Source organism: Chryseobacterium shigense, assembly GCF_014207845.1.
Lineage (GTDB): Bacteria > Bacteroidota > Bacteroidia > Flavobacteriales > Weeksellaceae > Chryseobacterium > Chryseobacterium shigense_A.
Map to the genome: position 1 here is coordinate 1,464,710 of NZ_JACHLC010000001.1, position 26,964 is coordinate 1,491,673.

Sequence of the window (26,964 nt, forward strand, 5' to 3'; positions counted from 1 at the left end):
GTATTCGTTATCTTTGCAAAAAATAAATCTATTTATACAAAATGAAATTTTTTATTGACACAGCCAATTTAGAGCAGATCAAAGAAGCAAGAGACCTTGGAATTCTGGATGGTGTAACTACCAACCCTTCATTAATGGCAAAAGAAGGTATTCAGGGGAACGAAGCGATCAAAAATCATTACAAAACGATCTGCGAGCTTGTAGACGGGGATATTTCTGCAGAAGTACTTTCCACTACTTATGAGGAAATGATCAAAGAAGGGGAAGAATTGGCAGCTATTCACCCGAATATCGTGGTAAAAATCCCTATGATTAAAGACGGGATCAAAGCATTAAAATATTTCTCTGATAAAGGGATCAAAACAAACTGTACGCTTATTTTTTCTGCGGGGCAGGCTCTTCTGGCTGCTAAAGCAGGGGCTACTTATGTTTCTCCTTTCTTGGGAAGACTGGATGATATTTCTACAGATGGATTAGGACTTATTCAGGAGATCAGATTAATTTTTGATAATTATATGTACGAGACTGAAATCCTTGCAGCGTCTATCCGTCATTCTATGCACATCATCGACTGTGCTAAAATCGGGGCTGATGTCATTACATCTCCACTTCCTCCGATTTTGAGCTTATTAAAGCACCCGTTAACAGACAGCGGATTGGCTCAGTTTATTGCAGATTCTCAGAAATTAGCTTAATAACAGAACTTATTTTTAAATACAAAAATCCCGGAACAAATATTCCGGGATTTTCTTTTTAGTTATTTTCTTCAATATTTTTAATAACCTTACAGGGATTTCCTACGGCAACCACATGATCCGGAATATCTTTAGTGACAACACTTCCCGCTCCTATTACCGTATTATTTCCTATGGTAACGCCGGGCAGAACCACCACATTTCCTCCTAGCCATACATTATCCCCTACAGTTATGGGACGGGCATATTCCAGGCCCTCATTTCTCTGTTTTACATCCAACGGGTGTCCTGCAGTATAAAAACTACAGTTTGGTCCGATGAATACATTATCGCCGAACTTTACCTTAGCACAGTCTAAAATAACCAGATTGTGATTGGCGTAAAAGTTTTCGCCAGCTTCTATATTGTAACCGTAATCGCACCAAAAAGACGGTTCTATGCAAATATTTTCTTTTGTACTTCCCAGAATCTTCCTGATCAATGTACTTCTGCGCTGAGCATCTGAGTTTTTTAACTGATTATATTCCAGACAAAGATCTTTACACGCAATACGTTCATTGATAAGCTGTTCATCATAATTGGCGTTGTATAAAAGTCCGGCTTCACATTTTTCTTTTTCTGTCATAGTATTTAGATTCTGGACTTAAAGGTACATTAATATCCAAAAAGAAAGGATAGTCATTAATAACCATCCTTTACTCATTAAACTGAAAACTGTTTTTATTTATACAGTTCCGGTTCTATTTTATTATTGTTCTTCAATTGATCTTCTTTTGCCATTTTTTCGATATTCCGATACATTTCATTCATATCAATACTTTTCCCATCCTGATTTTTCATATTGACTACAACGCCCGCAGGAAGTGTACTCATGTTCTGCTTCATATCTTTGGTAGGATCTGTAAGATAGTCCTTCCAGGCCTTTTTAAACTGCTTTTTGTTGATCTCTATCTCTTTACCTCCATAACCGATCATAGTAAGCCCAGGTATCTGTAGGTCTTCTTCGGAAGACTCTTCTGTTTTCTTATTTCCAATTAGGGTCATGATATGGGAGCCCGTTTTATCTTCAATTTTTACAATAAGTCCCGGTAATCCATAAAATTTATATGGTCCGTCCTGAAAAGGAATATCTGTAGAAAACCAGGCTATCCAACTTCTTCCACCGTAATTTGTAGTGGCTTTCTGAGTATTATACTCTCCAATTTTTTCCTTTTCCGGAAGAATTTTCCATTCAGGTTTCTGATCTTCTGTTACTTTATAGGTTGTATTTCCTATTCTTTCAGAAAAAGAAATGTTGTACTCCGGATATTTTTTTACGACGGTAGTAAAAATCATTCCCGGCTTTTTACTTCTCTTAATATTAATATTTCCTCCGAATCCTCCTTTCATTTGTTTTGCAATATCTGCCTTCATTGTGGAATCAGAAATGAACTTTTCGCGACTGTAATATTTTGATCCTTCTTTGTTAATATCCAGCAGCATAATATCACTTTTCACATCAGATCTATTGGTGGAATCAGAGATGTATTTATAATCGTAAAAGAATCTGTTGATCTGGGCCTGGGATAATATCCCCAAAAGCAGAAAAAATAAAATTTTAATTTTCATAATTTGAATTTAATAATAAAAAAAGCTCTGCCAATATACTATTGACAAAGCTTAATGGTACTTATTTCTTTGTCTGAATTCTTATTTCACCACGTTTTACATTGTTTGTATTCGTTTTATTAACGGAAACGCTGGCTATGTTTTCTGGTTTTATAGCATCCATTTCACTTTTGGTAATTTCTTTTCCATCCAGAAAAAACTTCATATCATCCGAATCACCGCTCACTTTAAACTTTTTTACTCCATTTAAAGCAATATTACCATCAGAATCCCTTCTCATATTATCTGCCTGAAATTCCATTGTCCGGCTTATTGAACCCGGTTTATCAGCGTTTGAACTTTTGAAAAAATAGGCATTTCCTTTGGCACCTTCAGAGGCTTTCTTCATAATTTCCACTCTTATTTTTTCACCCATTTTTCTTGCTTTCTCTCCTTCGAGTCTGGCTTTTTCACCAGCTATTCTTGCCTGCTCTCCAGCCATTCTTGCCGCTTCACCTTGTATTCTTCCCATATCCCCAGCTTTTATAGCAGCTATTCTTGCAGCCTGGCTCTGTATTCTGGCTTCCTCACCCATCGCTCTGGCCTTTTCGCCTAACTTCATGGCTTCTATTCTTGCTTTTTCAGCTTTTTTTCTGGCAGCCTTTCCTTCTCTGATCGCTTTTCTCGATGCTTTAGTATCTCCGGAATCCCAGTTCTGGTAAACAACATCATTAAACCTCATTATTTTTACTTTAGGTTCATTCGGAGGTGTGGGAGGTGCCGGCGGAGCATCCGGAAAATCAATATCCAGGTTGGAAAGATCAGGCATTTCCACACCAAGGTCTTCAAGAGCTTTGGTTCTGTTTTTCCATTCATCGGATTTGAAAAAATCATTTAATCTTTTTGAATCCGCATTAGGAATAACAAAGGCCATTTTAAAATCATCAGAATTGGTAATTCTTCCTATTTCTCCTGAAAGTTCGCTGATTTCATCAATATTTCTCTTAAACTCATCGCTATCCGGCTTTAAGTTTTTTAAGGCTTTACTTTTTTCTTCGATTTTCTTCCCGAGTTCTGCAATTTCTTTTTTGCCTGAAGATTCTTTGAAGAATTTCGGACTTATGATTTCTCTTTCTTCGGTTTCACGAGGTGTTATTGTATCTTTTTTGATCTTAGAAACTGCTTCTTTAATGGCGATATTTGTCTCTTTAATTTCTTTATTCTTGGCATTTACCATGTAGGCAAAGGCTACTGAAAATAAAACCGGTAATGCAAAAATTCTCCGCGCATATCCGAATTTGGTTTTGGGTTTTTGTAACATTTTGAGTCGTTTTTTTAGATTTGAACTTAGAAACGGACTGGTAGCAGGCAACTGTGTTCCGGAAAAGTGGCTTGCTAAAAGCATCTGCGCAAATGCTTTGGTATCCGATTGTTTTACGGCTTTTTTATCCGCCAGGTATTCGTGGATCAGGGTGATCTCTTTTTTTATAATATGAAAAAACGGGTTGAACCAGAAAACAGAAGTAATAATCTCAATAAAGACCTTATCGAAGGAGTGTTTCTGTTCAATATGAACCATTTCATGCTTTAAAATCTGTTCTCCCACATCAGAATTCAATGTGATGGTATTTTTCCAGAAAAGATTTCTGAAATATGAAAACGGAGCTTCTGTAAGGTCTGTACGGTAAAAATTGATCCCGTCAAAACTTTCTTTCTGAAACTGCCTTTTAAGCTTCTCGATTTTCAGGATCCCGAAGATCAGCTTCCCTAAAAAATAGAGAGAAACCAGTCCCAGAGCTGAAAAAATAATTCTAAAATAAATGTGGCCATTGTCTATGTTTTTTTCTGTATTAAAATTCTGTATCTTGTCAAGAAGCATATACATATCGTTATTTACTTCTATCGTAAAGTCATCTACCCTGATCAGGGGCAGCAGCAATGATACAACCATTGCAAACAGAAGGTAAAATCTGTTATAATGGTGGAATGTCCTGTCTTTTAAAGACAACTGGTAGTACAAAAACATTACACCGGAGCACACAATTACTTTTCCCAAGTATAAAAGTACAGTTTCCATGATCAATTAGTTTTTCTTTTTGAGTTCGTCCAGGAGCATTTCCAGGTCCTCCACGGTCATTTCATTCTTTTCTACAAGGAAAGAAACAGCGCTTTTATAAGAACCTTTGAAATAATTTTTCACAAGGCTTTTCATTGTTTTTCCGGAATACTGCTCTTTGGTAACAATCGGAAAGTATTCATGCTGCCTTCCATATACATGATAATCTACAAATTCTTTGTCTTTCAGAACTTTTAAAATTGTAGAAACTGTATTGGTATGGGGTTTCGGTTCCGGAAAAAGGTCCAGAATATCTTTCAGGAAGCCCTTTTCGAGTTTCCATAAATACTGCATCACCTGTTCTTCTGCTTTTGTTAGATTCTGAATTTTCATATCCTTTTCATTTAATCATTAATGTGATATACAATTGATAACATTTAATATCACTAAGAAATTAGTTATACAAATGTAGAAATAAAATTGAATGAAACAACTAATTTTCTAGTGATAAAAGACAAGTTAACATAACTCGTTGAAAATCAACACAATAAATTTTATTAAAATATGTTAAATTTTTAATATACCTTATTTATTGCCTGTTTAATATGCAGAAAAAGTTCATATTCCGCTGTAAATTCTTAAAACTTGTTAATTTTTATTAAATAAAATTAAAATGAATTTGTTTAAAGTGAGAAAATATATTTATTTTAGTGCTTTAAAAATTTCTCATGAAAAGATATAACTTATTGATTGTACTATTACTGCTTATTTTTAACGTTGCTACAGCTCAAAAGAAGAAGAATTCTCCGGCTGCAGATCTCAGTATGTTAAAGGAAACCAAAACGAAAATTGAGAACACTGTTCCATTGGTAATCAAGCATCTTCAGACTATTGCTGATAAGGAAGGAGATAACAGTATCGTAACCAACGGAAAGGTTGCTTTAGGAAAAGAATATGGTATTATAGAATCTGAATGGTTCCTGTACAGAAACAATATGAAGAACTGTATCCTTAACAATTCTTCCAAAAAAGCTAAAAAATGTATGGAATATCATACACTATACCTGAGAAATACATTCACCAACTACAGCAATTATATCACAAACCTTACAAGAAAGAACGGATATCTTGGTGTAGAAGGAGATACAAAATTCGATTTCAAACCGGCAGATATTACCACAAAACTTAGCGAAGCTTATTTCAGTGCGAGTGATGCTGCAGGAAGAATGAAAGGCGACCAGAAAAAAGACTTTTTAGGACAGACAATGTCTGATGACAATAAACTTACTCCTTTCGGTCAGTTAGCTCAATAATTGAATTAAAATAAATATAAAATCCCGCTTTTGAAGCGGGATTTTTATTTTACGGATGATAATATCTATACCGTTTCAAATTATTTTTCAGCCATTTAATAAAGAGATAACCACAGATGCAGTTCTCCTATTCGCCGGAAATATATAAATATTACTCATTATTATATTCTGATGATTTTATAAAAGATCTCCGCCGGAATGTTTTTTATCTATTCATCATAAAAAACATTCAGTAAAAGTAGAAAATGAGGCGGAGATCATTAAATATAGGCAGACTTTATAACCCGTTTCAGGCTATCAAAAGCAGTACAAAAATAGGGCTTTGGAGCTGTTACGGATAAGAAAAGACTGTAGAATTAAATAATATGCTTTGTAGAAATAATACTACTTTGAAACAAAAGTTTCCTAAATAAAACTCTGCGTTAAAAAACTGTGCTTTCACGGAACCCTTACTTTCAACAAGATCCGGATTAATAATTAAGAATATAAAAACAAAAAAAAGAAGCAATAAATTATTGCTTCTTTCGTTATAGTAGCGGGAACCGGACTCGAACCGATGACCTTCGGGTTATGAGCCCGACGAGCTACCTACTGCTCCATCCCGCGGTGTATTTTTAGAGTGCTTACCGAAAGCACTTGCTTAGTAGCGGGAACCGGACTCGAACCGATGACCTTCGGGTTATGAGCCCGACGAGCTACCTACTGCTCCATCCCGCGGTATATTTTTAGAGTACTTACCGAAAGTACTTGCTTAGTAGCGGGAACCGGACTCGAACCGATGACCTTCGGGTTATGAGCCCGACGAGCTACCTACTGCTCCATCCCGCGATATTGTGAGTGCAAATATACGGCTATTTTTTGAAAATCCTAATTTTTCTTTTAAATAAAGGACTTTTATGAAAACTATTTTATTATTTGTATCTTTGTTTTATGGCAAAAATACTGAAAATTTACCCCGATAACCCGCAGGAAAATCTTGTGAATGAGGTTATTAAAACTTTACAAAACGGCGGACTGATTATCTATCCTTCCGATACAATCTATGCCCTGGGATGTAACATTTTTGATATAAAAGCCATGGAAAAGCTGGCTCAGCTCAAAAAAGTGAAGTTGGAAAAGTCTCAATTCTCTATTATCTGTAATGATTTAAGCCATCTTTCAGATTTTACAAGACCTATTGACACTTCAGTTTTCAGGTTTCTGAAAAGCCACCTTCCGGGACCGTTTACTTTTATCCTGGATGCCAATAAAAGTGTTCCTTTGGCTTATAAAAATCATAAAACTATCGGTATCCGTGTTCCTGACCACCCGATTCCGCAGCTTATTGTGGAAAAACTGGGGCATCCCATTGCTTCAACCTCTATCAAGGATGATGATGAGATCATTGAATATTCTACAGATCCGGAACTGATTGCTGAAAAATATGACCACCTTGTAGATATTGTCATAGATTCGGGGTATGGCGATAATGTAGCTTCCACTATTGTAGATCTTACTTCTGGAGAACCGGAAGTTATCCGCCAGGGAAAAGGAATTATTTAGCAGAAAATTGATACCTGATCTTTGAGATGATGAGTTTGTACGGTAAATATGCAATGGGAATTCTTTTTTCTTTTGTACTTCTTGCTGCGGTAATGCTTTATTCCTTTCCGCTTATTTATTGTATTACAGGAATAAAAGGGCTTACTTCAGCTTATTTATTTTACTCCAGGATTATTCTTTGGGTGGTTCTTGCTTTGGTCTTTCTTTACAATCTATTTATAGAAAAGAATTCCTTTCTGTTATGGAAGGAAAAGCAGTATTCTGTAATGTTCTATCTTAAAGCTGTCATTATTTTATATCTGATTTGTGCTTTTGGCGGTTCTTTCTTAAATTTTATCATCCAGGTTTTCACTCATGAAAATGTAAGCAGGAAACTCGTCCGGATCGCATCACTTTTAAAAAACAATTATTTCCTGATTGTCTCTATCTGCCTTACTGCAGGAATTGTGGAAGAACTTCTCATGCGGGGATATATTCAGCCAAGAATTGAAAAAATATACAATAACCCATACCCTGGCATTTTTATTTCTGCCGTATTATTCGGAATTTTGCACAGTACTTACGGAACACTTGGACAGGTTCTTGTACCTTTCTTTATCGGAACCGTTTTTGCTGTATTTTATAAAAAATATTCAAACATTAAAATCCTGATCATCTGCCACTTTATGTACGACTTTGTGTCTATGATGATTATGAATTTTATAGACATTAAACATTTATCTGCATTCTAACATTATGAAAATTATAACTTCTCCCGCAAAATTGATGAACGTTGAAAATTCAACCGGCTTGTTACGATCAACAACCCCGAAATTCATCGAAGAAGCTGCATTTATACAATCTTATTTAAAACATAAATCACCAAAATATCTTTCCGAATTAATGGAAATCTCCCCGAAACTGGCTGATGAGAACTGGGAAAGAAACCAGAAATGGAAAGCCAAACCAACGGCAAAAGAATCTGCACCTGCTATGTTTGCTTTTACAGGAGAGGTTTACAGAGGATTGGATGCCAAAACTCTTGATAAAAATGCTGTCGATTATTTACAGAAAAACTACAGGATGCTTTCCGGGCTGTACGGTCTGCTGAAACCATCTGACAAGGTAATGCTTTACAGGCTGGAAATGGGACGTCATTTTGAATTCGATCAGTATAAAAATTTATATGAATTCTGGAGGGAGAAAATTACGGAACAACTAAATTCCGAGATGAAAAAAGGTGAAATTCTTCTCCACCTGGCCAGCACCGAATACGGAAAGGTAATCGACAGAAAAAAATTAAATCATAAGGTCATTGATTTTGATTTCTATGAACTTAAAGACGGAAAACTGAAAACCATCGTAGTTTATACCAAGCATGCAAGAGGTCTTATGGTAAGATTCTGTGCGGAAACCAACGCCAAAACCCTGAATGATGTAAAAGCATTCAACTATGAAGGCTACCTTATTGATGAGGAAAAATCTACAGACACAAAACTGGTTTTCACAAGGTAAATGACAATATCAGAATTTAAAAAATATTTTAAAACAGAGATTTCCGGGCTTTATAATGATTCGGAAAGCACTTTTTTATGCTCTGTTTTTATACAGAAAATGGTAGGCTTCGACTCATTTCATCAGAGAAGATTATCTCATCAGGAACTTCTTATTGCCGATGAAAAGCAACTTATGGAAGCTGTTTCGGGTTTAAAAACCGGCAGGCCTTATCAACAGATCCTCGGAGAAACTGAGTTTTACGGCATGCTGTTCTTTGTGGATGAAAACGTACTTATCCCGCGTCCTGAAACAGAAGAGCTTCTCGAAATGGCAATCCGTGAAATCCGGGGCTCAAAACTTAATGCTCAAAACTTAAAGATTCTGGATATAGGAACCGGTAGCGGAGTGATTCCCCTGGTACTGAAAAAATACTTTCCACATGCAGAAGTTTCCTCTGTTGATTTTTCTGAAAAAGCTTTGGAAACAGCAAAAAGAAATGCTGAACACCATCAGCTGGAAATTAATTTTATTCATGCAGATTACCTGAACTTTGAATTATCGGAAAATTATGATATCATCATTTCCAATCCTCCATATATAGGAATTGAAGAGGAATCCGACATTGCAGATTCTGTAAAGGAGTTTGAGCCTAAAATGGCGCTCTTCTCCCCTGTTCAGGATGCCCTGATCTTCTACCGTAAAATTGCAGAGGATTCAAAGCAATATTTGAAAAATAACGGGCTTCTGTTTCTGGAAATCAATCAAAAACTGGGGCCTGAAACGCTTGAATTATACACGCAACATTTTTCCGAAGCTCATCTTATCAAAGATTTATCGGAAAATAACCGATTTATTTTTGGAAAGAAATAAAAATTGAATAATGGAGATCATTACACATTCTGTTAACGATATAAAAATAGCTGAAATTATTTCTGATGAAATCATTATCCAATCTGCTCAGGACGGACTGGATCTTCTTGGAAATGCATACTATCAAGGCTTTGACAAGATGATTATTTATGAAAAAAATATTACCCCTGAATTCTTTGATCTGAAAACAAAAATAGCGGGAGATATCCTGCAGAAATTCTCCAATTACCGTGTCAGTCTCGCCATTGTGGGAGAATTTGAAAAATATGAAAGTAAAAGTATCAGGGATTTTATTTTTGAAAGTAATAAAACGAAACATATCAACTTTGCTGAAACTTTGGAAGATGCTTTAGGCAGGCTTGGAAAGTGATAAATTATTTTAAAAAGATACATCTGCTTTTATAAACCACAAATTACACAGATTTTCACACAAATATTTCTACAAATAAAATTTGCATAATCACTAAATCTGTGAGAGAAAACTACAAAATATCAGAATTAAGAAGCACTATTTCAACCTGTTATTTTTATTCTTGTTTTCAAAAAAACGGACTGCATCTTCAACTGCTTTATCAATGGGCTGATATTCAATCCCCAATTCATCTACAGATTTCCGGTTTGAATAAAAATTGTTGATTCTCAACGCTTTCATATTAACAGAGCTGAGATTGGTCTTTATTTTAAGTTTTCTCAAGCCATCTCCAATTAATCCCAATATAATCAAGCCTGGCTTTGGAATGGGGATCATTACAGGATTCTGTCCTGTTATGGTATTTACTTTCCTGAAAAACTCTTTATAAGTAAGATTTTCATTGGCCAAAAGATATTTTTCCCCGCTTCTCCCGTGCTCAACAGCCTTTATAATTCCTTCAGCTACATCTTCTGCATGAACGAAATTTTTCCCACCTTCCGGATAGAATACAATTTTCTTTTTCCAGGCCCAGAAGATAATTTTTCCTGAATCCGGCTTGCGATCGTACGCTCCGATCATAAAGGTGGGATTCACAATAACCACCTTTGTCTCCCCGCTTTGCTGAAGAAGGTAATTCTCCGCTTCCAGTTTGCTCTGTGCGTAATAGGAATGAGTAAAAGGATAAAGCTGTGGAGTCAGCTCGTTTCCCAGACCGTAAGAGTTTCCGTATCCTAAAGTATTGGCTGTACTCACAAACAGGAATTTCTTAACCCCAGCGGTAGCCGCTTGCGAAAAGAGATGAACTGCAGCATCATAATTCGTTTTTTTATAATATTTATAATTCAGCAGATTCTGCCCGGTTTCCGCAGCAATATGAATAACAGCAGCCACATCCTGCAAATGTTCTGAGATATCTGAGAACAAATCACCTTCTATAAGTCTGAGATTTTCGCTTTCTTCACCCACCCAGCTACTTTTCTTACGCACCAGAGCAATAACAGAATAATCATATGGTAATAATTTAATGATGGTATTGGTACCCAGAAGCCCTGTGGCTCCGGTTACGAAAACTTTTTTCATGCTTCTATTTCTTTTTTTATGGCACTGGTCATCAGAGGAAGTTTGATCCATATCGGCAGAACCTTCATGACCAGCCAGCTGATAGGATTCACCATAATAACGGAATCTTTTTTGAAAAGCTGCCTGATACAGTAGGCAGCTACTTTATTCGGGTCCAGAAGAGTAAGTTTACCCAGGAAGCCCTGTTTTTCAATTCTTTTGCAAACGTCTATATTGGTTTTCATTGCGCCGGGATTAACAACGCTTACAAAAACGTTTGTATCCTTCAGCTCTTCATGAAGTCCTCTCGAAAATGAGTGGATAAAAGTTTTGGAGGCAGGATAAACTGTTTTAAAACCGATTGGTGAAAAAGCCGCCATACTTGATACATTCAGGATGTAGGCTTCCGGCTGTCTTAACAGGTTTGGCAGCAGCTGATGGGTAATTAATGAAGTTGCAGCTACATTAACCTGCAGAATTGTGTTGATATAAGATGGTGAGGCATCTACAAATTTTTTGGTTCCTCCAAGTCCGGCATTATTAATCAGGATATGAATTTCAAAGGAATCATTAAGCCATTCTGTAAGCTTCATTACATTTTCATTCACAGAAAGATCTACCTCATAATAAGGTGCTTTGATCTGGTAAGTCTCTTCAAGCTGCCGGGAAAGTTCTTTTAACTGCTGGCGTGGAAGACTTATTAAAATAACATTGATCTTTTTCCGCGCAAGGTTTTCGGCAAATGCTTTTCCCAGTCCCTGACTTGCCCCTGTTACCACAGCATATGATTCTTTGGTCTTCATAAAACGATTTTATGGTACAAAGCTATCCTGAAAATGCTCCCGGAATGTTCAGAATTATCCGGTTGAACCCATTTTAAAGCTTTGAAAACAAACGTTACAAATAATTAAAAATCAATTGATTAAATAAAACAGAACGTTTAAATTTATAAACCCGAACTGTTTTTATACTCAGAAGGAGTCTGCCCGGTAAATTTTTTAAAGGTAGTATTGAAGGAAGTCTTGGAATTGAATCCTGATTCATAAGCAATTCCCAAAATTGACAGTTTGCTCTGAGAATCTTTGAGAAGTCTTTTAGCATACTCAACCCTGTATTCATTCACATACTGGAAAAAGTTCTTTTTAAAGCCGGTATTAATGACATAAGACAAATGATGGGTGGAAACCGACAAAAGCTCGGAAAGACGGATCAGGTTAAGCTCACTGTCGAGATAGGGCTTCTGTTTGTACATAACTTCTTCCAGCTGATTTTTAATCCTGGCTAATTCTTCATCGGAGATCAGTTTTTTCTTCACTTCTTCCATTTCCGGTTCTTCATCAATAGCAATCAGTTCTTCACGCTGCTTTTCTTCCAACGGATAAATTTCTTTCTGCTTTAAGGAATAATATCCAACAAAATAAATAACCAGTAAGAAAACTCCGTTGATGAAAAAATTCAATGCTTTGGAATCATAGGATAAATTATAAACTACATAGATGATATTTATAATAAAGATGATAACCGTGATATATTCCAGCCAGTTGAGATTGATCCCTTCCGTATTGGCAGAAAACTGCTGAATCCTTTTTTTATGTTTTCGAATGGTGAAATATGAAAGTCCGGTGTAGAATAAAGCCTGAAAAAGAATTAATCCAATAAAAATATAATTAAAAATACTGTTATCCTCAAACCCTCCAAAACGCTGTAGTAAAATATTGATCCAGAAGATAACGGGAAGGATCAGGTATTTCAGGTCTGAAATTTTAAATTTAAATGAAGGATTGGTGTAAAATAATACACTGAAATAGAACATAACCGGAGTCAGAAACTGTATCATCTGAACTGAAATGATGGAATGAATCTCTATCGGCGTATCGTTTACCAGCGTAAGAATTTCATCCAGCCAGAAGCTCGACCATAAAAAAAGAAACATTCCGAACCAGAAGTTGGCTTTCCTGTTCACCCGTAACGGATTGGAAAGTTTCAGTACAGAAAGCAAAACCAATGAACCATAGATTAATACAACGATGAAACGGTTTAATTCTGATGTGTTCATTGGTTCTGATATTTTGATTAAAGATAATCTTTTATCCTATTCTCTTCCTGACGAAAATTTCGTAGCCCAGATAGATCAGGGGAAGTGACATGATTCCCAGATACAGAGCGTTATGCATTGCAGTATCCGGAGCTACAGCCACCGCATAAACCAATCCGAAAAAAGCGCCTCCAAGATGGGCAGCGTGCCCGATATTATCGTGCTGTCTCGGATTCAGCATCATATAAACTGAATATCCAAAGTACAGCAGCCCGAAAAGATATCCCGGAACCGGAATGGGAATAAAGAAAATGTAAATTCCAATATCGGGAATCATTGCTATGGACGCAAATAATACCCCTGAAACACCTCCACTCGCTCCTACTGCAGAATACCAGGGCTGTTTCTGGTAAATATAAAGCGAGAGAAAATTCCCAAGCAATATGGAGCCCAGATATACAATTGCAAAACCTATGTTCCCAAAAGCCTGAATAACAATAGGCCCAAAGAAATACAACGTCAGCATATTAAACACAAGGTGCATGATGTCGGCATGCAGAAACCCTGATGAAAGCAGACGGATATATTCTTTTCTGTGCAGGATAGGCCCTACACTGAATTTATACTTTTCAGTAATACCAGGATTGTTAAATGCAACAAAACTGATAATTGCTGTGATGATAATAAATAAGATGAGAATATTCATAAGTTTAATTCTTAGTTTTCAGGTTCTCCTGTTTCAAATAAATCTCCTATTACGGTTCTGTCGTCATCCACAATACCGTCACCTGTTTCCGGCTCTTCATATACTTCCGGTTCTTCTTCCACAGGTTCAGGGATGGTAATATTGATTGTTTTTACTTTAAATTTCGTAAACTGGTTTCCAATTGCTTTTATTCCTTTCACGGTAATGAATTCGTCTATCTGAATGGTTTCAGGATCGCGTTCTTTTCCTTTGTCTTTAGCGAAGATGATCTCCGCAGAAGCACCATCTGATACAATGATGTTTTCGATAAATGATTTGGAGTGTTCCGAAGGCATGAATGTCTGCACATTTGCTGTATTTTCCAGCAGGAATCTCTTAATAAAATACATATCTTTTTCTCCGTCGTAGTAAATGCAGGTTACCGGCTGCTGTGGTTTCCATTTTTCCAGAATCAGGTATTCATCATCGAAACGGTTCCCCAGATCAAAAGAAACAAGCTTCACTTCACCGTTTGTATTGATGGTCAGAATTCTGTCATCTCCTTTAAAACTTCCCAAAAGGGTTCCTCTGGCATCTGCATTCAGTCTTCTTACCGTATCATCAAACCATATTTTTCTTGGGGCCAAAGTGGAAACTCCTTCTTCTTTCATGTCTACCTTTTTCACGGAATATTTGGTCACCAGATTTCCTTTGGAATCTCTTCCTTTGATAGCCAGATCGGAGAAATCTATTTCCATTTTATTTTTCCTGATCCTCGGGTTTGGTTTTAAAAGTACAGTTACCGTTTCTGCTTCTCCATTAGGATTGGCGGAGAAATATAATGTTTCCGAACCTTTTTTATCGGAAGCTAACGGATAGTCTGTATTTCTTGTTACGGCAGTTACGGAAAAACGTTTCATGTAATAAGGCCCGTCTCTTCCTTCCCGGTAGATCATGTTGTAGACGGTTCTTTTATCATTCTTCTTCCAGATGGCAACGTGCAGAATGTCTTTTCCTACAAATGTTTTGGCATCTACCTTAACCACCTTCATCGTTCCGTCTTTTCTGAAGATGATGATATCATCTATATCCGAACAGTCGAACAGGTACTGATCTTTTTTCAGTGATGTTCCGATAAATCCTTCCTCGAAATTGGCATAGAATTTTTCGTTGGCTACAGCCACTTTTGTAGCATCAATGGTATCAAAGATTCTCAGTTCTGTTTTTCTCTGTCTGTCTTTTCCGTATTTCTTCTGAATATTTAAATAATACTCAATGGCATAGGCTACCAGATTGGCAAGATTGTGTTTTACCTGCTCTATTTTACCTTCAAGGGAAGCAATATTTTCTTTGAATTTATCTAAATCGAATCTTGAAATTCTCTTGATCCTGATTTCGGTAAGTTTTAAGATATCTTCCTCCGTTACCGCTCTTAAAAGATGTTTGGTATGGGGCTTTAATCCTGCATCAATGGTTTTAATAACATCTTCCCAGGTTTTTACTTCTTCAATATCATGATAGATCCTGTTTTCTATAAAGATTCTTTCCAGTGAGGAGAAATGCCAGCTTTCCTGAAGTTCATGAAGCTCAATTTCCAGCTCTTTTTTAAGCAGTGAAACGGTATGGTCCGTATTCATTTTCAGAATATCGGAAACATTCATGAACATGGGTTTATCACCAACAATAACACATGCATTCGGAGAAATGGTTACCTGGCAGTCTGTAAACGCATAGAGTGCATCAATGGTTTTGTCCGGCGATACGTCATTATGGAGATGAATAAGGATCTCTACGGTATCCGATGTATTATCTTCAATCTTTTTGATCTTGATTTTTCCTTTTTCGTTCGCCTTCAGGACTGAGTCAATCAGGTCGCTTGTGGTTTTTGAGAAAGGAAGCTCGGAGATTACCAATGTATGTTTGTCGGTTTGGGTAATTTTAGCCCGGGCACGTACTTTTCCTCCTCTGTGACCGTCATTGTATTCGGAAACATCAAGGTAACCGGCTGTCAGAAAATCCGGAAACAGTTCGAATTTCTTTCCTTTAAGATAGGCAACAGAAGCGTTGATGAGCTCATTGAAATTATGGGGAAGAATTTTCGTAGAAAGTCCAACCCCGATTCCTTCTACTCCCTGTGCAAGCAGCAGCGGGAATTTTACCGGAAGGTCAATAGGTTCATTGTTTCTTCCGTCATAGGATTTGGCCCATTCGGTTGTTTTGGGATTAAAGACTACTTCCAGTGCAAAAGGTGTCAGCCTGGCTTCAATATATCTTGCCGCGGCAGCAGAATCCCCGGTGTAGATATTCCCCCAGTTTCCCTGGGTATCTATCAGGAGTTCTTTCTGGCCAATCTGTACCATAGCATCTGTAATGGAAGCATCTCCGTGGGGATGATACTTCATGGTATTTCCTACGATATTGGCTACTTTATTGTAACGGCCGTCTTCCAGCTCCCGCATAGAGTGCATGATCCTTCTCTGAACGGGCTTAAGCCCATCATAAACGGAGGGGATCGCCCTATCCAGAATTACGTAGGAAGCATAATCCAGAAACCAGTCTTTATAAAGTCCGGAGACTTTTTTCAAGCTCTCACCTTCGTGCGAGTTTTCTTCTGTCGTCATCTATTTTTAATCGTTTTTCTCTTTATTAGTTTTTACTACTTTATTCAGAGAGAGTTTTAAATCGTTTACTTCTTTTTGGCTCAAATAAGATATTTCATATTTGAGTATGGTAGACCCACTGTTTTTGCTGGAGATAGTAACATATAATCTTTTAATGAATAAAATACGAACAATCTCATACTTTATCAGTTTATATTTTGGAAATTCATCATGCAGAGGTCTGTCCAAAAAAGGGATGATATTCCTGTTCTTAAAGTTCAGTGCTTCTCCATCACTGTCATATTCAAATATTTGCCTGCCGTTAAGGTGAAAAATCACCAGCAGTATAATGGGAACAATTAAAAGGGCATAACTTTCTTTTCCTACAGCGTGAAATCTGTATTCGTTCAACAAAAATGCTGCAATTCCAAATATGGCCATCATTATGAGTAATGTATGTGCAAAATTGTAAATTGAGGCTCTGTTGCGGTTGCTAAGTCTCATTTGTGATATGTGTTTTTAATTAATGTCTGTATTAGTCTGCTACTTCATCCAAAATTTCTTTTTTATCAATATCGGGATCTTCCACTACAAGGTTCTCAAGGATAAACACCTGCCTGTCCGGTGTATTTTTACCCATATAGAATTCCAGCAGCTGGTCTATGGTCTGGTCTTTTCCTACCACTACGGGTTCGAGACGGATGTCTTTTCCGATGAAATGCTTGAATTCATCCGGGGAAATCTCTCCAAGTCCTTTGAATCGGGTAATTTCCGGATTTTTACCAAGTTCATTCAGCGCTTTTATCCTCTCTGCTTCGGTATAGCAGTACCTGGTTTCTTTTTTATTTCTTACTCTGAATAATGGGGTCTGAAGAATATAAAGATGCCCATTCTTAATCAGGTCAGGGAAAAACTGAAGGAAGAATGTAATCATCAGCAGACGGATGTGCATACCATCCACATCGGCATCGGTAGAAATAATCACCTGGTTGTATCGTAAATCTTCCAGGCTTTCTTCAATATTCAGTGCAGCCTGAAGAAGGTTGAATTCTTCATTTTCGTATACTACTTTTTTGGTAAGCCCGTAGCAGTTTAAAGGTTTTCCTTTTAATGAGAATACGGCCTGGGTTTCCACGTCTCTTGATTTGGTAATAGACCCGGATGCGGAATCTCCCTCGGTAATGAAGATCTGGGTCTCCCCTTTTCTTTCATTTTTCTGGTCGTTGTAATGCTGCCTGCAGTCACGAAGTTTTTTATTGTGAAGAGATACTTTTTTTGCTCTTTCTCTTGCCAGCTTCTGGATTCCGGAGAGTTCTTTTCTTTCTCTTTCGGAGATGAGAATCTTTCTCTGGATTGCTTCGGCAATTTCAGGGTTTTTATGAAGGAAATTATCGAGTTTGCTTTTTAGGAAATCAATTATAAAAGTCCTTACTGTTGGCCCGTTTGGTCCCATATCGTTGGATCCCAGTTTTGTTTTGGTCTGGGATTCGAATACAGGTTCCTCAACGTTGATGGAAATGGCTGCAATAATTGATTTTCTGATGTCTGAAGCATCAAAATTTTTATTGAAAAATTCCCGGATCGTTTTTACATAGGCTTCGCGGAAAGCGTTAAGGTGTGTTCCACCCTGTGTGGTATTCTGTCCGTTTACGAAGGAAAAATAAGTTTCAGTCTGCGACTTGTCTGAATGGGTGATTGCCAGTTCTATATCCGTATCTTTCAGGTGAACGATGGAATATAGGATTTCGTTTTCCATTTCTTCTTCCAAAAGGTCTTTAAGGCCGTTTTCAGAATAATAGGTTTCGCCATTGAAAAGAATTTTCAGTCCCGGGTTAAGGTACGCATAGTTGCGCAGCATTTTTTCTATGTATTCTTTCCTGTATTTGAAATGAAGGAAAATCTCACCATCAGGAATGAAGGAAATTTCAGTACCGTTGCGGTCTGAAGTATCTTTTTCGTCATAATTTTCTGTGATGAGTCCTCTGGAAAATTCTGCCATCTTCAGTTTTCCTTCACGGAAGGATCTTACACGGAAGAATTCTGAAAGCGCATTAACGGCTTTTGTACCTACCCCGTTTAATCCGACAGATTTTTTGAAGGCTTTACTGTCGTATTTACCTCCTGTATTCATTTTGGAAACAGCATCTACAACTTTTCCCAGCGGAATTCCACGGCCAAAATCACGAATGGTAACTTTACCGTCGTCCAGTTTTATTTCAATTCTTTTTCCTGCTTTCATTCTGAACTCATCGATGGAGTTGTCCAGAATTTCTTTCAGCAGAATGTAAATACCGTCGTCCGCAGAAGAGCCGTCTCCCAGCTTCCCGATATACATTCCGGGGCGCAAACGGATGTGTTCCTGCCAATCGAGGGTTCTGATATTATCTTCAGAGTAGATTGGATTTATTTCTTGTGACATATATAATTTCAGCAAACATACAAAAGTACGAAATTGTACAAAATTATCCGAATTTTTTCGATCCGTTTTTTTCAATAACTCATCTGAAATATTGTATTATTATTAATCAAATTATATATTTACAATATTATTCAATACCATGTGAAAAAAAAATTTACTCTATTCTTATTTTATTTAATTTTACTATTTTCCCCATTATTCCCTGCCCAGATCCCCGGAATGGTTAATTATAATGAGGAAGATGGGCTGAACAGTTCCTATACTTATCATTTAAGACAGGATAAAAACGGTTTTATCTGGATAGGCAGCGACAATGGATTATTCAGGTTTGACGGAAAGGAATTTAAACGGTATGGAAAGGAGGAAGGATTAAAAAACATTGATATTATTTCCTGTGAGCCCCTACCCAACGGTGATGTTTTCATCCTCCCCTTTCTGAATGATTTTGCTTACCTGAAAAACGGGCGGGTTATCAATTTAAATATCAATGATTATCTGAAAAATCAGTTTTCAAGCTCGATTCCAAAAATCACACGCGATGGAAACAGACTTTATTTATACGGTAACGGTAATCCGAAGAATATTTTCACTTATGAAAACGGCAAAGTAAAAAAAATTCCAATCCGTCTGGATTATAGGAAAAGAGAGTTTTTAACAATAAAATATGATTCCCGTACGCAGAACCTGTATCTGAAACATCCTGAAAAAAATGAAATTTTAGCTTACAACCTTGCCAGCCATAAAGAAAAAGAAATAAAAGCAGACCGGGGAAATATTATCTGCGAAAAAGATAATTTCTTTGTATTGGAGAAAAAAGGGCAAATTGATGTATATAAACTTGTTGATCCTTTACAGATAAAAAAAATATTTTCCTACCATACGGAAGATAAGATTTTTTATGGAAACATTGATAAGAACAATAAACTGTGGCTTAATCTCTGGAATGGCGGTGTTTTATATTTTAACCAGTCACTGTCTGAAAACAAAAAATTTCTTGCTCCGCCTGTAAGGATTCTAAGCAGCCATGTTATTAACAATGTCCTGGTAGACAGAGATGATAATGTATGGTTTAATTCCAGGAACAGCGGTGTTTTTTTCATCACCAAAGCGCTTTTTACGAATCATATCAATTTATCGGTAAAAAACAATTCTGAATTTATCAAAGCTATCGCAAAAGATGACAAGACTATTATTTTAGGCTATAACAATTCATATGGGGCCATTATTTATAAGAATGGTAAAATACAGGATATTACGCTTGACAAGGATAATAAGGACGAAAACAAGTCGATCTATATCAATAATAACACTGCTATTTTCGGGCTTTCCACTAAAATTGTCATTCATGACATTGCTAAAAATAAAAACACAAAGCTGGATTGTGCATTAAAAAATATTGTTCCTTACACCCGGGATTCTGTTTTTTTCTGTACATCCGGCAATCTGCTGCTATACGGTTTAAAAAACAGGAACCTTACCAGCATTCTCGATGAGCGGATATATACGGTATTTCCCTGTACTAAAGAGGATTTACTTATCGGCAATTTCAGTGATCTGTATAAATTCAATATCAAAACGAAAAAGAGAACTTTATTTTTAAAGGGATATTATTTCACTGATATTAAAAAGTTAAGAGATCATATTTATCTGGGGGCAACAAACCTCAACGGAATCATTATTTTCAACGATAAGGGTGTTTTAAAAAAAATTGAAAAAAAAGATGGCTTAACCAACGAGCAGATAAAAAAAATAACGGTAGAAAATACAAATACCTTTTGGGCAAGCACCAATTCCGGAATTTCCAGAATTGAATTAATGAAAAACAATATACGGATCAACAATTTTACCCAGACGGACGGGCTACCGTCCAATGCTGTTGCGGACTGTGTAACAAGAAATGACACTATTTTCATCGGAACTTCCAAGGGACTGGGAATATTTCCCATAAAAAAGCTGATGGCCCAGGAAAAATCGATCCGTAAAAAGGTGATCATCAATTGTGTAACCATTAAAAACCATGAATATTATAACCTAAATGAAAAACTAACGGGCTATACGGATAATTCCATCACCTTTAACCTCAGCTTCCTGGATTATGCATCTCAGGGAAAAATAAGTTATAAATACAGGATTGAAGGCCTCAATGATTCGTGGCAGGTGAGTAATTCCCCGAAAATCATATTCAACTCTATTCCTCCCGGAAATTATGTTTTCCGGGTTTATGGCTTAGGTTATAACGGGAAGCAGTCTTATGCCTCTACGGATCTGCCTTTTGAAATTCAGCCAAAATTCTGGCAAACCTGGTGGTTTAAGCTGTTAGTGGCAGCAGTTATTACCGTGGTTCTGTCTGTTACAATCAGTTCCTATCTGCAGAAAAAACGCAATAAAAAAATGGAGAAATTCTATCATGAAAAAAAGATTGCGGAACTGGAACTTCAAGCCATCAAGGCACAAATTAACCCTCATTTTATTTATAACTGCCTTAATTCTATTAAATATCTGCTGTTCAAAGAGGATTATGAGGAAACTGAAAATTATCTGGATACATTCTCTCAGCTGATCAGAAAAACACTTTACTATTCGGAACAGGCTTTCATGCCTATAAGGGACGAAACAGAATATCTTTCTTTATACATGGATATGGAAAAACTCCGCCAAAATGAACTGTTTGATTATGAAATACATATTTCTGAAAAAGTAAATAAAAGCTGGGTAATCCCCTCGTTATTAATTCAGCCATTTGTAGAAAACGCCATAAAACATGGAATTTCCGGCTTAAAGAACCGAAAAGGTTTTATCAAAATATCTTTTGACCATACAGACGCTACCCTCTGCATTACGATTGAGGATAATGGTGACGGAATAAAAACCAAAAACGAATCTTTTGCTGAGAATAATTCTTTTGGATTAAAACTGTCCCAAAAAAGAATAGAAACCTTCAAACAGCTTTTCGAAACCAATATTATTTTAGAAATCATTAATCTTTCTGAGAAATACGAAAGACATGGAACACAAATAAAACTTTATATAACGCCATATGAGAACCAAAACACAAATTTGCATCATTGATGATGAGAAGCATGGAAGAGATTATATTTCCTTACTGCTGAAAAAAGAATTTCCCGAAATTGAAATAAGTTTCGAAGCATCAAGCGTGGAAGAAGCCTACATTTACCTGAGCAAGAACTCGCCGGATATTTTGTTCCTGGACATCCGGCTGAGTGACGGCACTGCTTTCGATTTACTGTCAAAGTTTAAAGAACTGTCTTCCCAGGTTATTTTCATTACAGCTTTTGAAAACTTTGCGATTCAGGCTATTAAAAACGGAGCTACCGATTACCTTTTAAAACCGATTAAAAAAATTGATTTTATCATTGCAGTCAATAAAGCGCTGGAAAATATAAAAAAAACGCAGCCTGTACATAACAATAATCCATTGCAGGATAATAAAATCATTCTTTCTACCCTGCAGGGATTCAAAGTGGTAGGCATTGCAGACATTATCCGCTGTGAAGCAGATTCCAGTTATACCACCTTCTATCTAATCAATAAAACCAAGATCATGGTCTCCCGAACCCTGCATGAATTTGAACAGGCACTTCCTGAACTCAATTTTTTCAGGATACACCATAAGCATCTCATTAATGTGGATCATCTTCAGGAATACATCAAAGGCCGAGGCGGACAGGTTGTTATGAGTGACGGCTCTGTTCTGGATGTATCTTTCCGCAGAAAAAATGATTTTCTTCACAAAATAGGAAATATCGATTAAAATTCTACTACCGCTTAAATCAGATTTGAAACAGTCTTAGCCTGAACAAGTATTTTCATTAATACCTGAAGGCTAAGCAGTTTCGCACTTACTTACTCAGCTGTCGCACTTGCTAGTTGTGGATATTTTTTGTTCATGCTCTTCTTTATTTTCGTTGTATTAATCAACTAAAAAAATTACCATGAAAAACAAATTAAAATTATTCACGCTGAGTGTGATGTTTCTCTTTACATTTTCCTGTAACAATGATGAAAGTATAAAAACAGAGGAATCCTTGTTGTATAAGACTGAAAGTTCAGCTATAATGACTAAGCAGTATAACTATATTGGCAATCCTTATGAGTCAGTCGGACAATTTCATAACAGCTTTCTTGATTATTATTTCGAGTCCGATAATTCTGATGAAATAAGTGATATAGCAGAACTTGCAGTATCATTTTACAAAGATCAAAATAATACTAATCCTCTTGATTATATCCAATACCCTAATATTATTGCAGACGTAAATTATTCTATAAACAACACGGTCTCAGAAACAATAAATAAATTAAATAATCAAGGGGTAATTTCTAATGTCACGAAGAACTACCTGAACCAAATATTTGATATTTTATCAGCTGCTGAAGCTAGTGGAGATATCAATAATTTTATAAATGAAGTAGAAAATATAGAAGAGGAAATGCTTGAAGCAGACCTCAATGATGCTGATAAGAAGATACTTCTTCCAGTAATATCAGTAGCAAAATATAGCTCCAATTATTGGAATGAAGTGTATATATCTTTGAGCGCTTCTTCCCCTAATGGCAAAACTGATAATCTTCTTAGAGCTAAACAGGCAATTCACATTGCAGGTGTTGATCTCAATGCTCAAATTACAGCAAGTATATGGGCCGGCCCATTCGCTGGCATAATTGCAAGTTCCGCTTCTGCCAAAGAAGCTAAAAGAATAGGTTATAAATAAATCATTACTTAATATTTAAAGATCATTTATTTTCCAGAATTTCTTATTTGTTCTTTATTTCAAATTACCCTCACAAAATATTAATTCTTAAAGTTTTTATTGGTTTTTGATTTATAAAACCAAGCTATATTATGGTAAGAATATATTTTCTTGCAATTTATTTGCTTTTGGGATGCCTTGCCTTGAATGCACAGGCTCCGTGCTCAGATTTTAATGCCTCTTCCAATTCAGGAGGCAACTGGGGTCCCTCACCTGCCCCTAATGGAAATGTATCGGTAAACTTCGGTTCCGCCAATACATTAGACGGATCTCAATATCTTATTTTAGGAGATCAGTCCGGGGGTTCGTGGTATCAGAACTCTACAGATTACAGAGATCTTGGAAAAAGATTCCTTGGCCAGTGCCTGTTTTTTGATGTTTATCTGAAAAATGACAGTGATTCCGGACAGCCTTACCACCCTTTCATCACTATTTCCAATGGGGTTCACAATGCTACATTTACGGCCAATGTAACAATCACACCCGGAAGCGGATGGGTACGTATTAAAGCTCCCATACAGCTTTCAAGCAGCGGAATACTCCCAAGTAATTCAGACGGAAGCTGGGTACTGAACACTTCTACCAACCCTGCAGATTTTGACAATATGATGATGACTTCCACCACACTGGCCATTTCTCCTGATATTACCAGCACCCAGCAGGAAATTATATATTTTGATAACATTTGCGTAAAACCATGCAGCGACTGTACGGCAGATTTTACACTTGATACTTCGTTCAGTACAGTAACCAACACGGCTAATGCCAATGTAACGATAATCAATCCTATCCTGTATTCCACTCCAGGAAATCCCGGACCTACTTATTTAATAGATTGGGGAGATGGTTCCTCGTCTAATTTTATTTACCCTACTACTCCACATACCTATTCTACAGCTGGAACCTACACCGTTTGTGTAAGCGAGAACCAGGGTAAATCTTCGAAATGCAAGAGATGCTTTACTTTCTGCTACAGGCCGTCTGTTATTCCGTCAAAAGAGAGCAGCCCGGTTATAAAGACACCGTCAACGATGTCCGAAATTGAAACAATTATAAAAGAAGAGATCAGAAATAATGAACAGAAGGACTTTTTCCTTGTTCCCAATCCTGCAAATGAATATGTAGAGCTACAAACAACACTTGCCGGAAGAGAGGTTGTATCAGTAAGGCTTATAGATGTATCCGGAAAAGTGGTACTGGAAAAATCAGAAAACCTTGACAGCGGAAGACAAAGCATTAAGCTCAATATAGAAAAAATGAATCAGGGAACCTATGTTGTTGAATTGAAATCAAAAGATAAAATCAGTTCACAAAAGCTGATTGTCTCAAAATAACTGATTCTTACTTCATAAGATATACCATACAATAAATTGAGAAGAGCTTCTTGAACTCTTCTCAATTTACAACCCTTTAGATTTTTAGCTTTTTATCCTTCAAAAAATGAAAAGTTTAAATTCTGTATAACACTTAAAATCAAAAAAATGAAAAAAATCACGATCTATATTGCTGTGGTTTCTCTTTTTGCTGCATCCTGCTCGAATGCAATAGAAGAATACGAAGCCGAAGCTTCCACTTCTCAAGTTATAAAGAGTAATAAGCTGGATGATGAGACACAGTATGCGGAAGAAGGAGAACCTACTGTGTTGGGAAGGCAGATTCCTATTCCTTACACTATTGAAAACATGACTTCAGCCTATGAATCATTAATGGCAGAGCCAAAAAAAGAAGGCAACAGGTCATTAAACCATGTGAATATCCGCACCACCCACAGATATATAAAGTTTAATCCCACTACCGAAGAAGAGCTGGAAACATTGCTTCAATCGGATCTTATTCTTTATGATACACCATTGGACAGGGAAATACTGGTAGCAGGTAAATATTACCATGATCCCCAGGTGCCCGACAGCCAGCCTACACCACAATATGCAACTGTGCGTAACGGAATTAAATTACCTGAAGGAATTGATTACGAAGTGCTGAAAGATGTATATATTCCTGAAGAAGACATTAATCTTTTAGGAGCCAGCAATACCAACTATAAATTCGTCTATAGCCTTGTTCAGAGGGCTGAATTGATTTCCGGTGTCATTCATCCTGAGGAGGCAGATCTTAACCCCTGGGATAACGTGGGAGAACCGGGACAGTGGTATCCTGAGCCCAATCCAGGTGGCGGCGGCGGTGGTGCTGCCATTTATGGAGCCATCCGTATCTTTGATACACGTCTAAATACACTGATCCCTTTTGAAGGAGCAAAAGTTACTGCCAGAAGAGGCCTGAGAACAAGAGAAGGCATTACCAATGCCAATGGCCAGTACGGATTAAGCGGCACCCCTTTCCAAAACAATAGAAGAGTGGATTTTAAACTTCACATGGATAGAAAACATTTTGTGATAAAAGATAACTGGCTAATACCAGCGAAAGTTGTAAAAAACAACATACTGAGTAACCACTGGAGCCACGACATCATGCCGGGTTATGAAAATATGCAGGGGCATATGTTCAGGGCAGCTTACAGGTATTTTGACAAGGATATTGGAGGTTTACGAAGACCTACCAGACCTGGTGGAAACCGCTCTCACATTGTGGCCAAAAATACAGATAAAAACTGGCAGGGTATAAATTATATCGTCTTTCCATATCTCAAAATTGCAAGATTCAGAAATAGTGCAGGTACAGAATTTCAGTCTGATGAGTATTTTTCAACAACGGTACATGAGCTGGCACATACTACCCACGTTATAACAATGAATGCCGGGGCAGTCCAGTATTCTCAGGTTAATTCCATGTTCCAGGAAAGCTGGCCTTGTGCTGTGGAATGGTTCATAACAGGGATAGAATACAGAGAAAGAGGCATTCCAAACTATGGGACACCGACTTATAATCCGGCAAACCCTCCAGGATTTCCTAATCAATTTGGCTATCAGAACTGGAATTCAGCTATAAGTTCTGATTACACAAGTTTATTCATTAATGTAGTGGATAATTTTAATGAATTTGGACAATCATTAGTTCCCAATTCATCCCCTGTAGGTACAATCAATGATCAGGTTACCGGCTATACTTTAGCAACTATTGAAACCAATTTTCTAAAATATTGCTATGGATTAAATAGTTTAAGCACACAGCTTAAAGCCAACAAACCAACCGGAGTAACCGACCCGCAGATTGATTTACTATTAAGCTTTTATTAACGAAGCATATACAATACAAACCCTGACCTCAAGCAGTAGAAATTTATGTTTTCTACTGCTTTTTTGTGCTTCCGTCCAACCCTAAACTGAAAATTACTTCTTTAGTCCATTTCAATTAATTAATATCTCTCATTATATATTGTATTATAATCAATCAAATTCTATATTTACATTATTATTCAATACGAAGTGAAAAAAATATTTATATTTTTCATAATCCTTTTCATTCTGCCTTTTTCATCATTATTT

General features: G+C 36.8%; 23 protein-coding genes and 3 tRNA genes. 12 read left to right on the top strand and 14 right to left on the bottom strand.

All coding sequences use genetic code 11. The features are described from left to right. Positions 1 to 41 precede the first annotated feature (41 nt). Positions 42 to 695 carry a fructose-6-phosphate aldolase gene (gene fsa, locus HNP36_RS06755; RefSeq protein WP_184159140.1) on the top strand — a complete coding sequence of 218 codons (654 nt, stop codon included), beginning with the start codon at positions 42 to 44 and terminating at the stop codon, positions 693 to 695. A gap of 58 nt (positions 696 to 753) precedes the next feature. On the opposite strand, the gene HNP36_RS06760 is transcribed toward fsa, so the two are convergent. The 4 genes from HNP36_RS06760 to HNP36_RS06775 all read right to left on the bottom strand — a co-directional run bounded on the left by HNP36_RS06760 (position 754) and on the right by HNP36_RS06775 (position 4,731). Further along, on the bottom strand, positions 754 to 1,320 hold the full coding sequence (locus tag HNP36_RS06760; RefSeq protein ID WP_184159139.1) for a sugar O-acetyltransferase: 567 nt from the start codon (positions 1,318 to 1,320) through the stop codon (positions 754 to 756). Positions 1,321 to 1,415: 95 nt separating this feature from the next. Beyond that, positions 1,416 to 2,303, bottom strand: a complete 888-nt coding sequence (locus HNP36_RS06765; protein ID WP_184159137.1) for a GLPGLI family protein — start codon at positions 2,301 to 2,303, stop codon at positions 1,416 to 1,418. Positions 2,304 to 2,364: 61 nt separating this feature from the next. Beyond that, the gene (locus tag HNP36_RS06770) at positions 2,365 to 4,359 is read right to left on the bottom strand and encodes a M56 family metallopeptidase (protein WP_184159135.1); all 1,995 of its coding nucleotides are present in this window, start codon (positions 4,357 to 4,359) and stop codon (positions 2,365 to 2,367) included. A gap of 6 nt (positions 4,360 to 4,365) precedes the next feature. Continuing rightward, a complete protein-coding gene (locus tag HNP36_RS06775) occupies positions 4,366 to 4,731 on the bottom strand; it encodes a BlaI/MecI/CopY family transcriptional regulator (RefSeq protein ID WP_184159133.1) in 366 nt (121 codons plus the stop codon). A 335-nt stretch (positions 4,732 to 5,066) separates the two neighbouring features. On the opposite strand from HNP36_RS06775, the gene HNP36_RS06780 reads away from it, so the two are divergent. After that, positions 5,067 to 5,651 carry a hypothetical protein gene (locus HNP36_RS06780; RefSeq protein ID WP_184159131.1) on the top strand — a complete coding sequence of 195 codons (585 nt, stop codon included), beginning with the start codon at positions 5,067 to 5,069 and terminating at the stop codon, positions 5,649 to 5,651. 533 nt (positions 5,652 to 6,184) lie between these two features. Here HNP36_RS06780 and HNP36_RS06785 read toward each other — a convergent pair. The 3 genes from HNP36_RS06785 to HNP36_RS06795 form a co-directional block, all read right to left on the bottom strand. Then, a tRNA-Met gene (locus HNP36_RS06785) sits at positions 6,185 to 6,257 on the bottom strand. A 38-nt stretch (positions 6,258 to 6,295) separates the two neighbouring features. Next, positions 6,296 to 6,368, bottom strand: a tRNA-Met gene (locus HNP36_RS06790). A 38-nt stretch (positions 6,369 to 6,406) separates the two neighbouring features. Then, positions 6,407 to 6,479: transfer RNA gene (locus HNP36_RS06795), tRNA-Met, on the bottom strand. 102 nt (positions 6,480 to 6,581) lie between these two features. Between HNP36_RS06795 and HNP36_RS06800 the strand changes: the two genes are divergently transcribed. Genes HNP36_RS06800 through HNP36_RS06820 form a run of 5 tightly spaced genes read left to right on the top strand, consistent with a single transcriptional unit; the run spans position 6,582 to position 9,909 of the window. Further along, on the top strand, positions 6,582 to 7,193 hold the full coding sequence (locus HNP36_RS06800; protein WP_184159129.1) for an L-threonylcarbamoyladenylate synthase: 612 nt from the start codon (positions 6,582 to 6,584) through the stop codon (positions 7,191 to 7,193). A 26-nt stretch (positions 7,194 to 7,219) separates the two neighbouring features. After that, positions 7,220 to 7,924 (top strand): CPBP family intramembrane glutamic endopeptidase, encoded by a 705-nt coding sequence (locus HNP36_RS06805; RefSeq protein ID WP_184159127.1) that lies wholly within the window; start codon positions 7,220 to 7,222, stop codon positions 7,922 to 7,924. A gap of 4 nt (positions 7,925 to 7,928) precedes the next feature. Further along, positions 7,929 to 8,687, top strand: a complete 759-nt coding sequence (yaaA, locus tag HNP36_RS06810) for a peroxide stress protein YaaA (RefSeq protein WP_184159125.1) — start codon at positions 7,929 to 7,931, stop codon at positions 8,685 to 8,687. Further along, complete coding sequence (prmC, locus tag HNP36_RS06815) at positions 8,688 to 9,539, top strand: peptide chain release factor N(5)-glutamine methyltransferase (RefSeq protein ID WP_184159123.1); 852 nt, start codon at positions 8,688 to 8,690, stop codon at positions 9,537 to 9,539. Positions 9,540 to 9,549: 10 nt separating this feature from the next. After that, positions 9,550 to 9,909: a DUF4180 domain-containing protein gene (locus tag HNP36_RS06820; RefSeq protein WP_184159121.1), complete on the top strand. Its 360-nt coding sequence runs from the start codon at positions 9,550 to 9,552 to the stop codon at positions 9,907 to 9,909. Positions 9,910 to 10,047: 138 nt separating this feature from the next. Here HNP36_RS06820 and HNP36_RS06825 read toward each other — a convergent pair whose 3' ends face one another. The 7 genes from HNP36_RS06825 to HNP36_RS06855 all read right to left on the bottom strand — a co-directional run bounded on the left by HNP36_RS06825 (position 10,048) and on the right by HNP36_RS06855 (position 18,749). Then, the gene (locus tag HNP36_RS06825) at positions 10,048 to 11,031 is read right to left on the bottom strand and encodes an NAD-dependent epimerase/dehydratase family protein (protein WP_184159119.1); all 984 of its coding nucleotides are present in this window, start codon (positions 11,029 to 11,031) and stop codon (positions 10,048 to 10,050) included. Beyond that, complete coding sequence (locus tag HNP36_RS06830; protein ID WP_184159117.1) at positions 11,028 to 11,813, bottom strand: SDR family NAD(P)-dependent oxidoreductase; 786 nt, start codon at positions 11,811 to 11,813, stop codon at positions 11,028 to 11,030. Before HNP36_RS06830 ends, HNP36_RS06825 begins: the two co-directional genes overlap by 4 nt. A gap of 143 nt (positions 11,814 to 11,956) precedes the next feature. Next, positions 11,957 to 13,066, bottom strand: coding sequence for a helix-turn-helix domain-containing protein (locus HNP36_RS06835; protein WP_184159115.1), 1,110 nt, complete (start codon positions 13,064 to 13,066; stop codon positions 11,957 to 11,959). Between the two features lie 31 nt (positions 13,067 to 13,097). Then, complete coding sequence (locus tag HNP36_RS06840) at positions 13,098 to 13,751, bottom strand: rhomboid family intramembrane serine protease (RefSeq protein WP_184159113.1); 654 nt, start codon at positions 13,749 to 13,751, stop codon at positions 13,098 to 13,100. An 11-nt stretch (positions 13,752 to 13,762) separates the two neighbouring features. Continuing rightward, entirely contained in the window at positions 13,763 to 16,351 is a 2,589-nt protein-coding gene (locus HNP36_RS06845; protein WP_184159111.1) for a DNA gyrase/topoisomerase IV subunit A, read from the bottom strand. Between the two features lie 6 nt (positions 16,352 to 16,357). After that, the gene (locus HNP36_RS06850) at positions 16,358 to 16,774 is read right to left on the bottom strand and encodes a hypothetical protein (protein ID WP_228456272.1); all 417 of its coding nucleotides are present in this window, start codon (positions 16,772 to 16,774) and stop codon (positions 16,358 to 16,360) included. Positions 16,775 to 16,865: 91 nt separating this feature from the next. After that, positions 16,866 to 18,749, bottom strand: a complete 1,884-nt coding sequence (locus tag HNP36_RS06855) for a DNA topoisomerase IV subunit B (RefSeq protein WP_184159107.1) — start codon at positions 18,747 to 18,749, stop codon at positions 16,866 to 16,868. A gap of 219 nt (positions 18,750 to 18,968) precedes the next feature. Between HNP36_RS06855 and HNP36_RS06860 the strand changes: the two genes are divergently transcribed. From HNP36_RS06860 to HNP36_RS06880, 5 genes are all read left to right on the top strand, one after another. Continuing rightward, positions 18,969 to 21,818, top strand: a complete 2,850-nt coding sequence (locus HNP36_RS06860) for a histidine kinase (protein WP_184159104.1) — start codon at positions 18,969 to 18,971, stop codon at positions 21,816 to 21,818. Continuing rightward, a complete protein-coding gene (locus tag HNP36_RS06865; RefSeq protein ID WP_184159102.1) occupies positions 21,787 to 22,521 on the top strand; it encodes a LytR/AlgR family response regulator transcription factor in 735 nt (244 codons plus the stop codon). The genes HNP36_RS06860 and HNP36_RS06865 overlap by 32 nt, the downstream gene beginning before the upstream one ends. 181 nt (positions 22,522 to 22,702) lie before the next feature. Then, complete coding sequence (locus HNP36_RS06870; RefSeq protein WP_184159100.1) at positions 22,703 to 23,482, top strand: hypothetical protein; 780 nt, start codon at positions 22,703 to 22,705, stop codon at positions 23,480 to 23,482. Between the two features lie 131 nt (positions 23,483 to 23,613). Beyond that, the gene (locus HNP36_RS06875; RefSeq protein WP_184159098.1) at positions 23,614 to 24,855 is read left to right on the top strand and encodes a T9SS type A sorting domain-containing protein; all 1,242 of its coding nucleotides are present in this window, start codon (positions 23,614 to 23,616) and stop codon (positions 24,853 to 24,855) included. A 147-nt stretch (positions 24,856 to 25,002) separates the two neighbouring features. Continuing rightward, positions 25,003 to 26,715 (top strand): hypothetical protein, encoded by a 1,713-nt coding sequence (locus HNP36_RS06880; RefSeq protein ID WP_184159096.1) that lies wholly within the window; start codon positions 25,003 to 25,005, stop codon positions 26,713 to 26,715. Positions 26,716 to 26,964 lie beyond the last annotated feature (249 nt).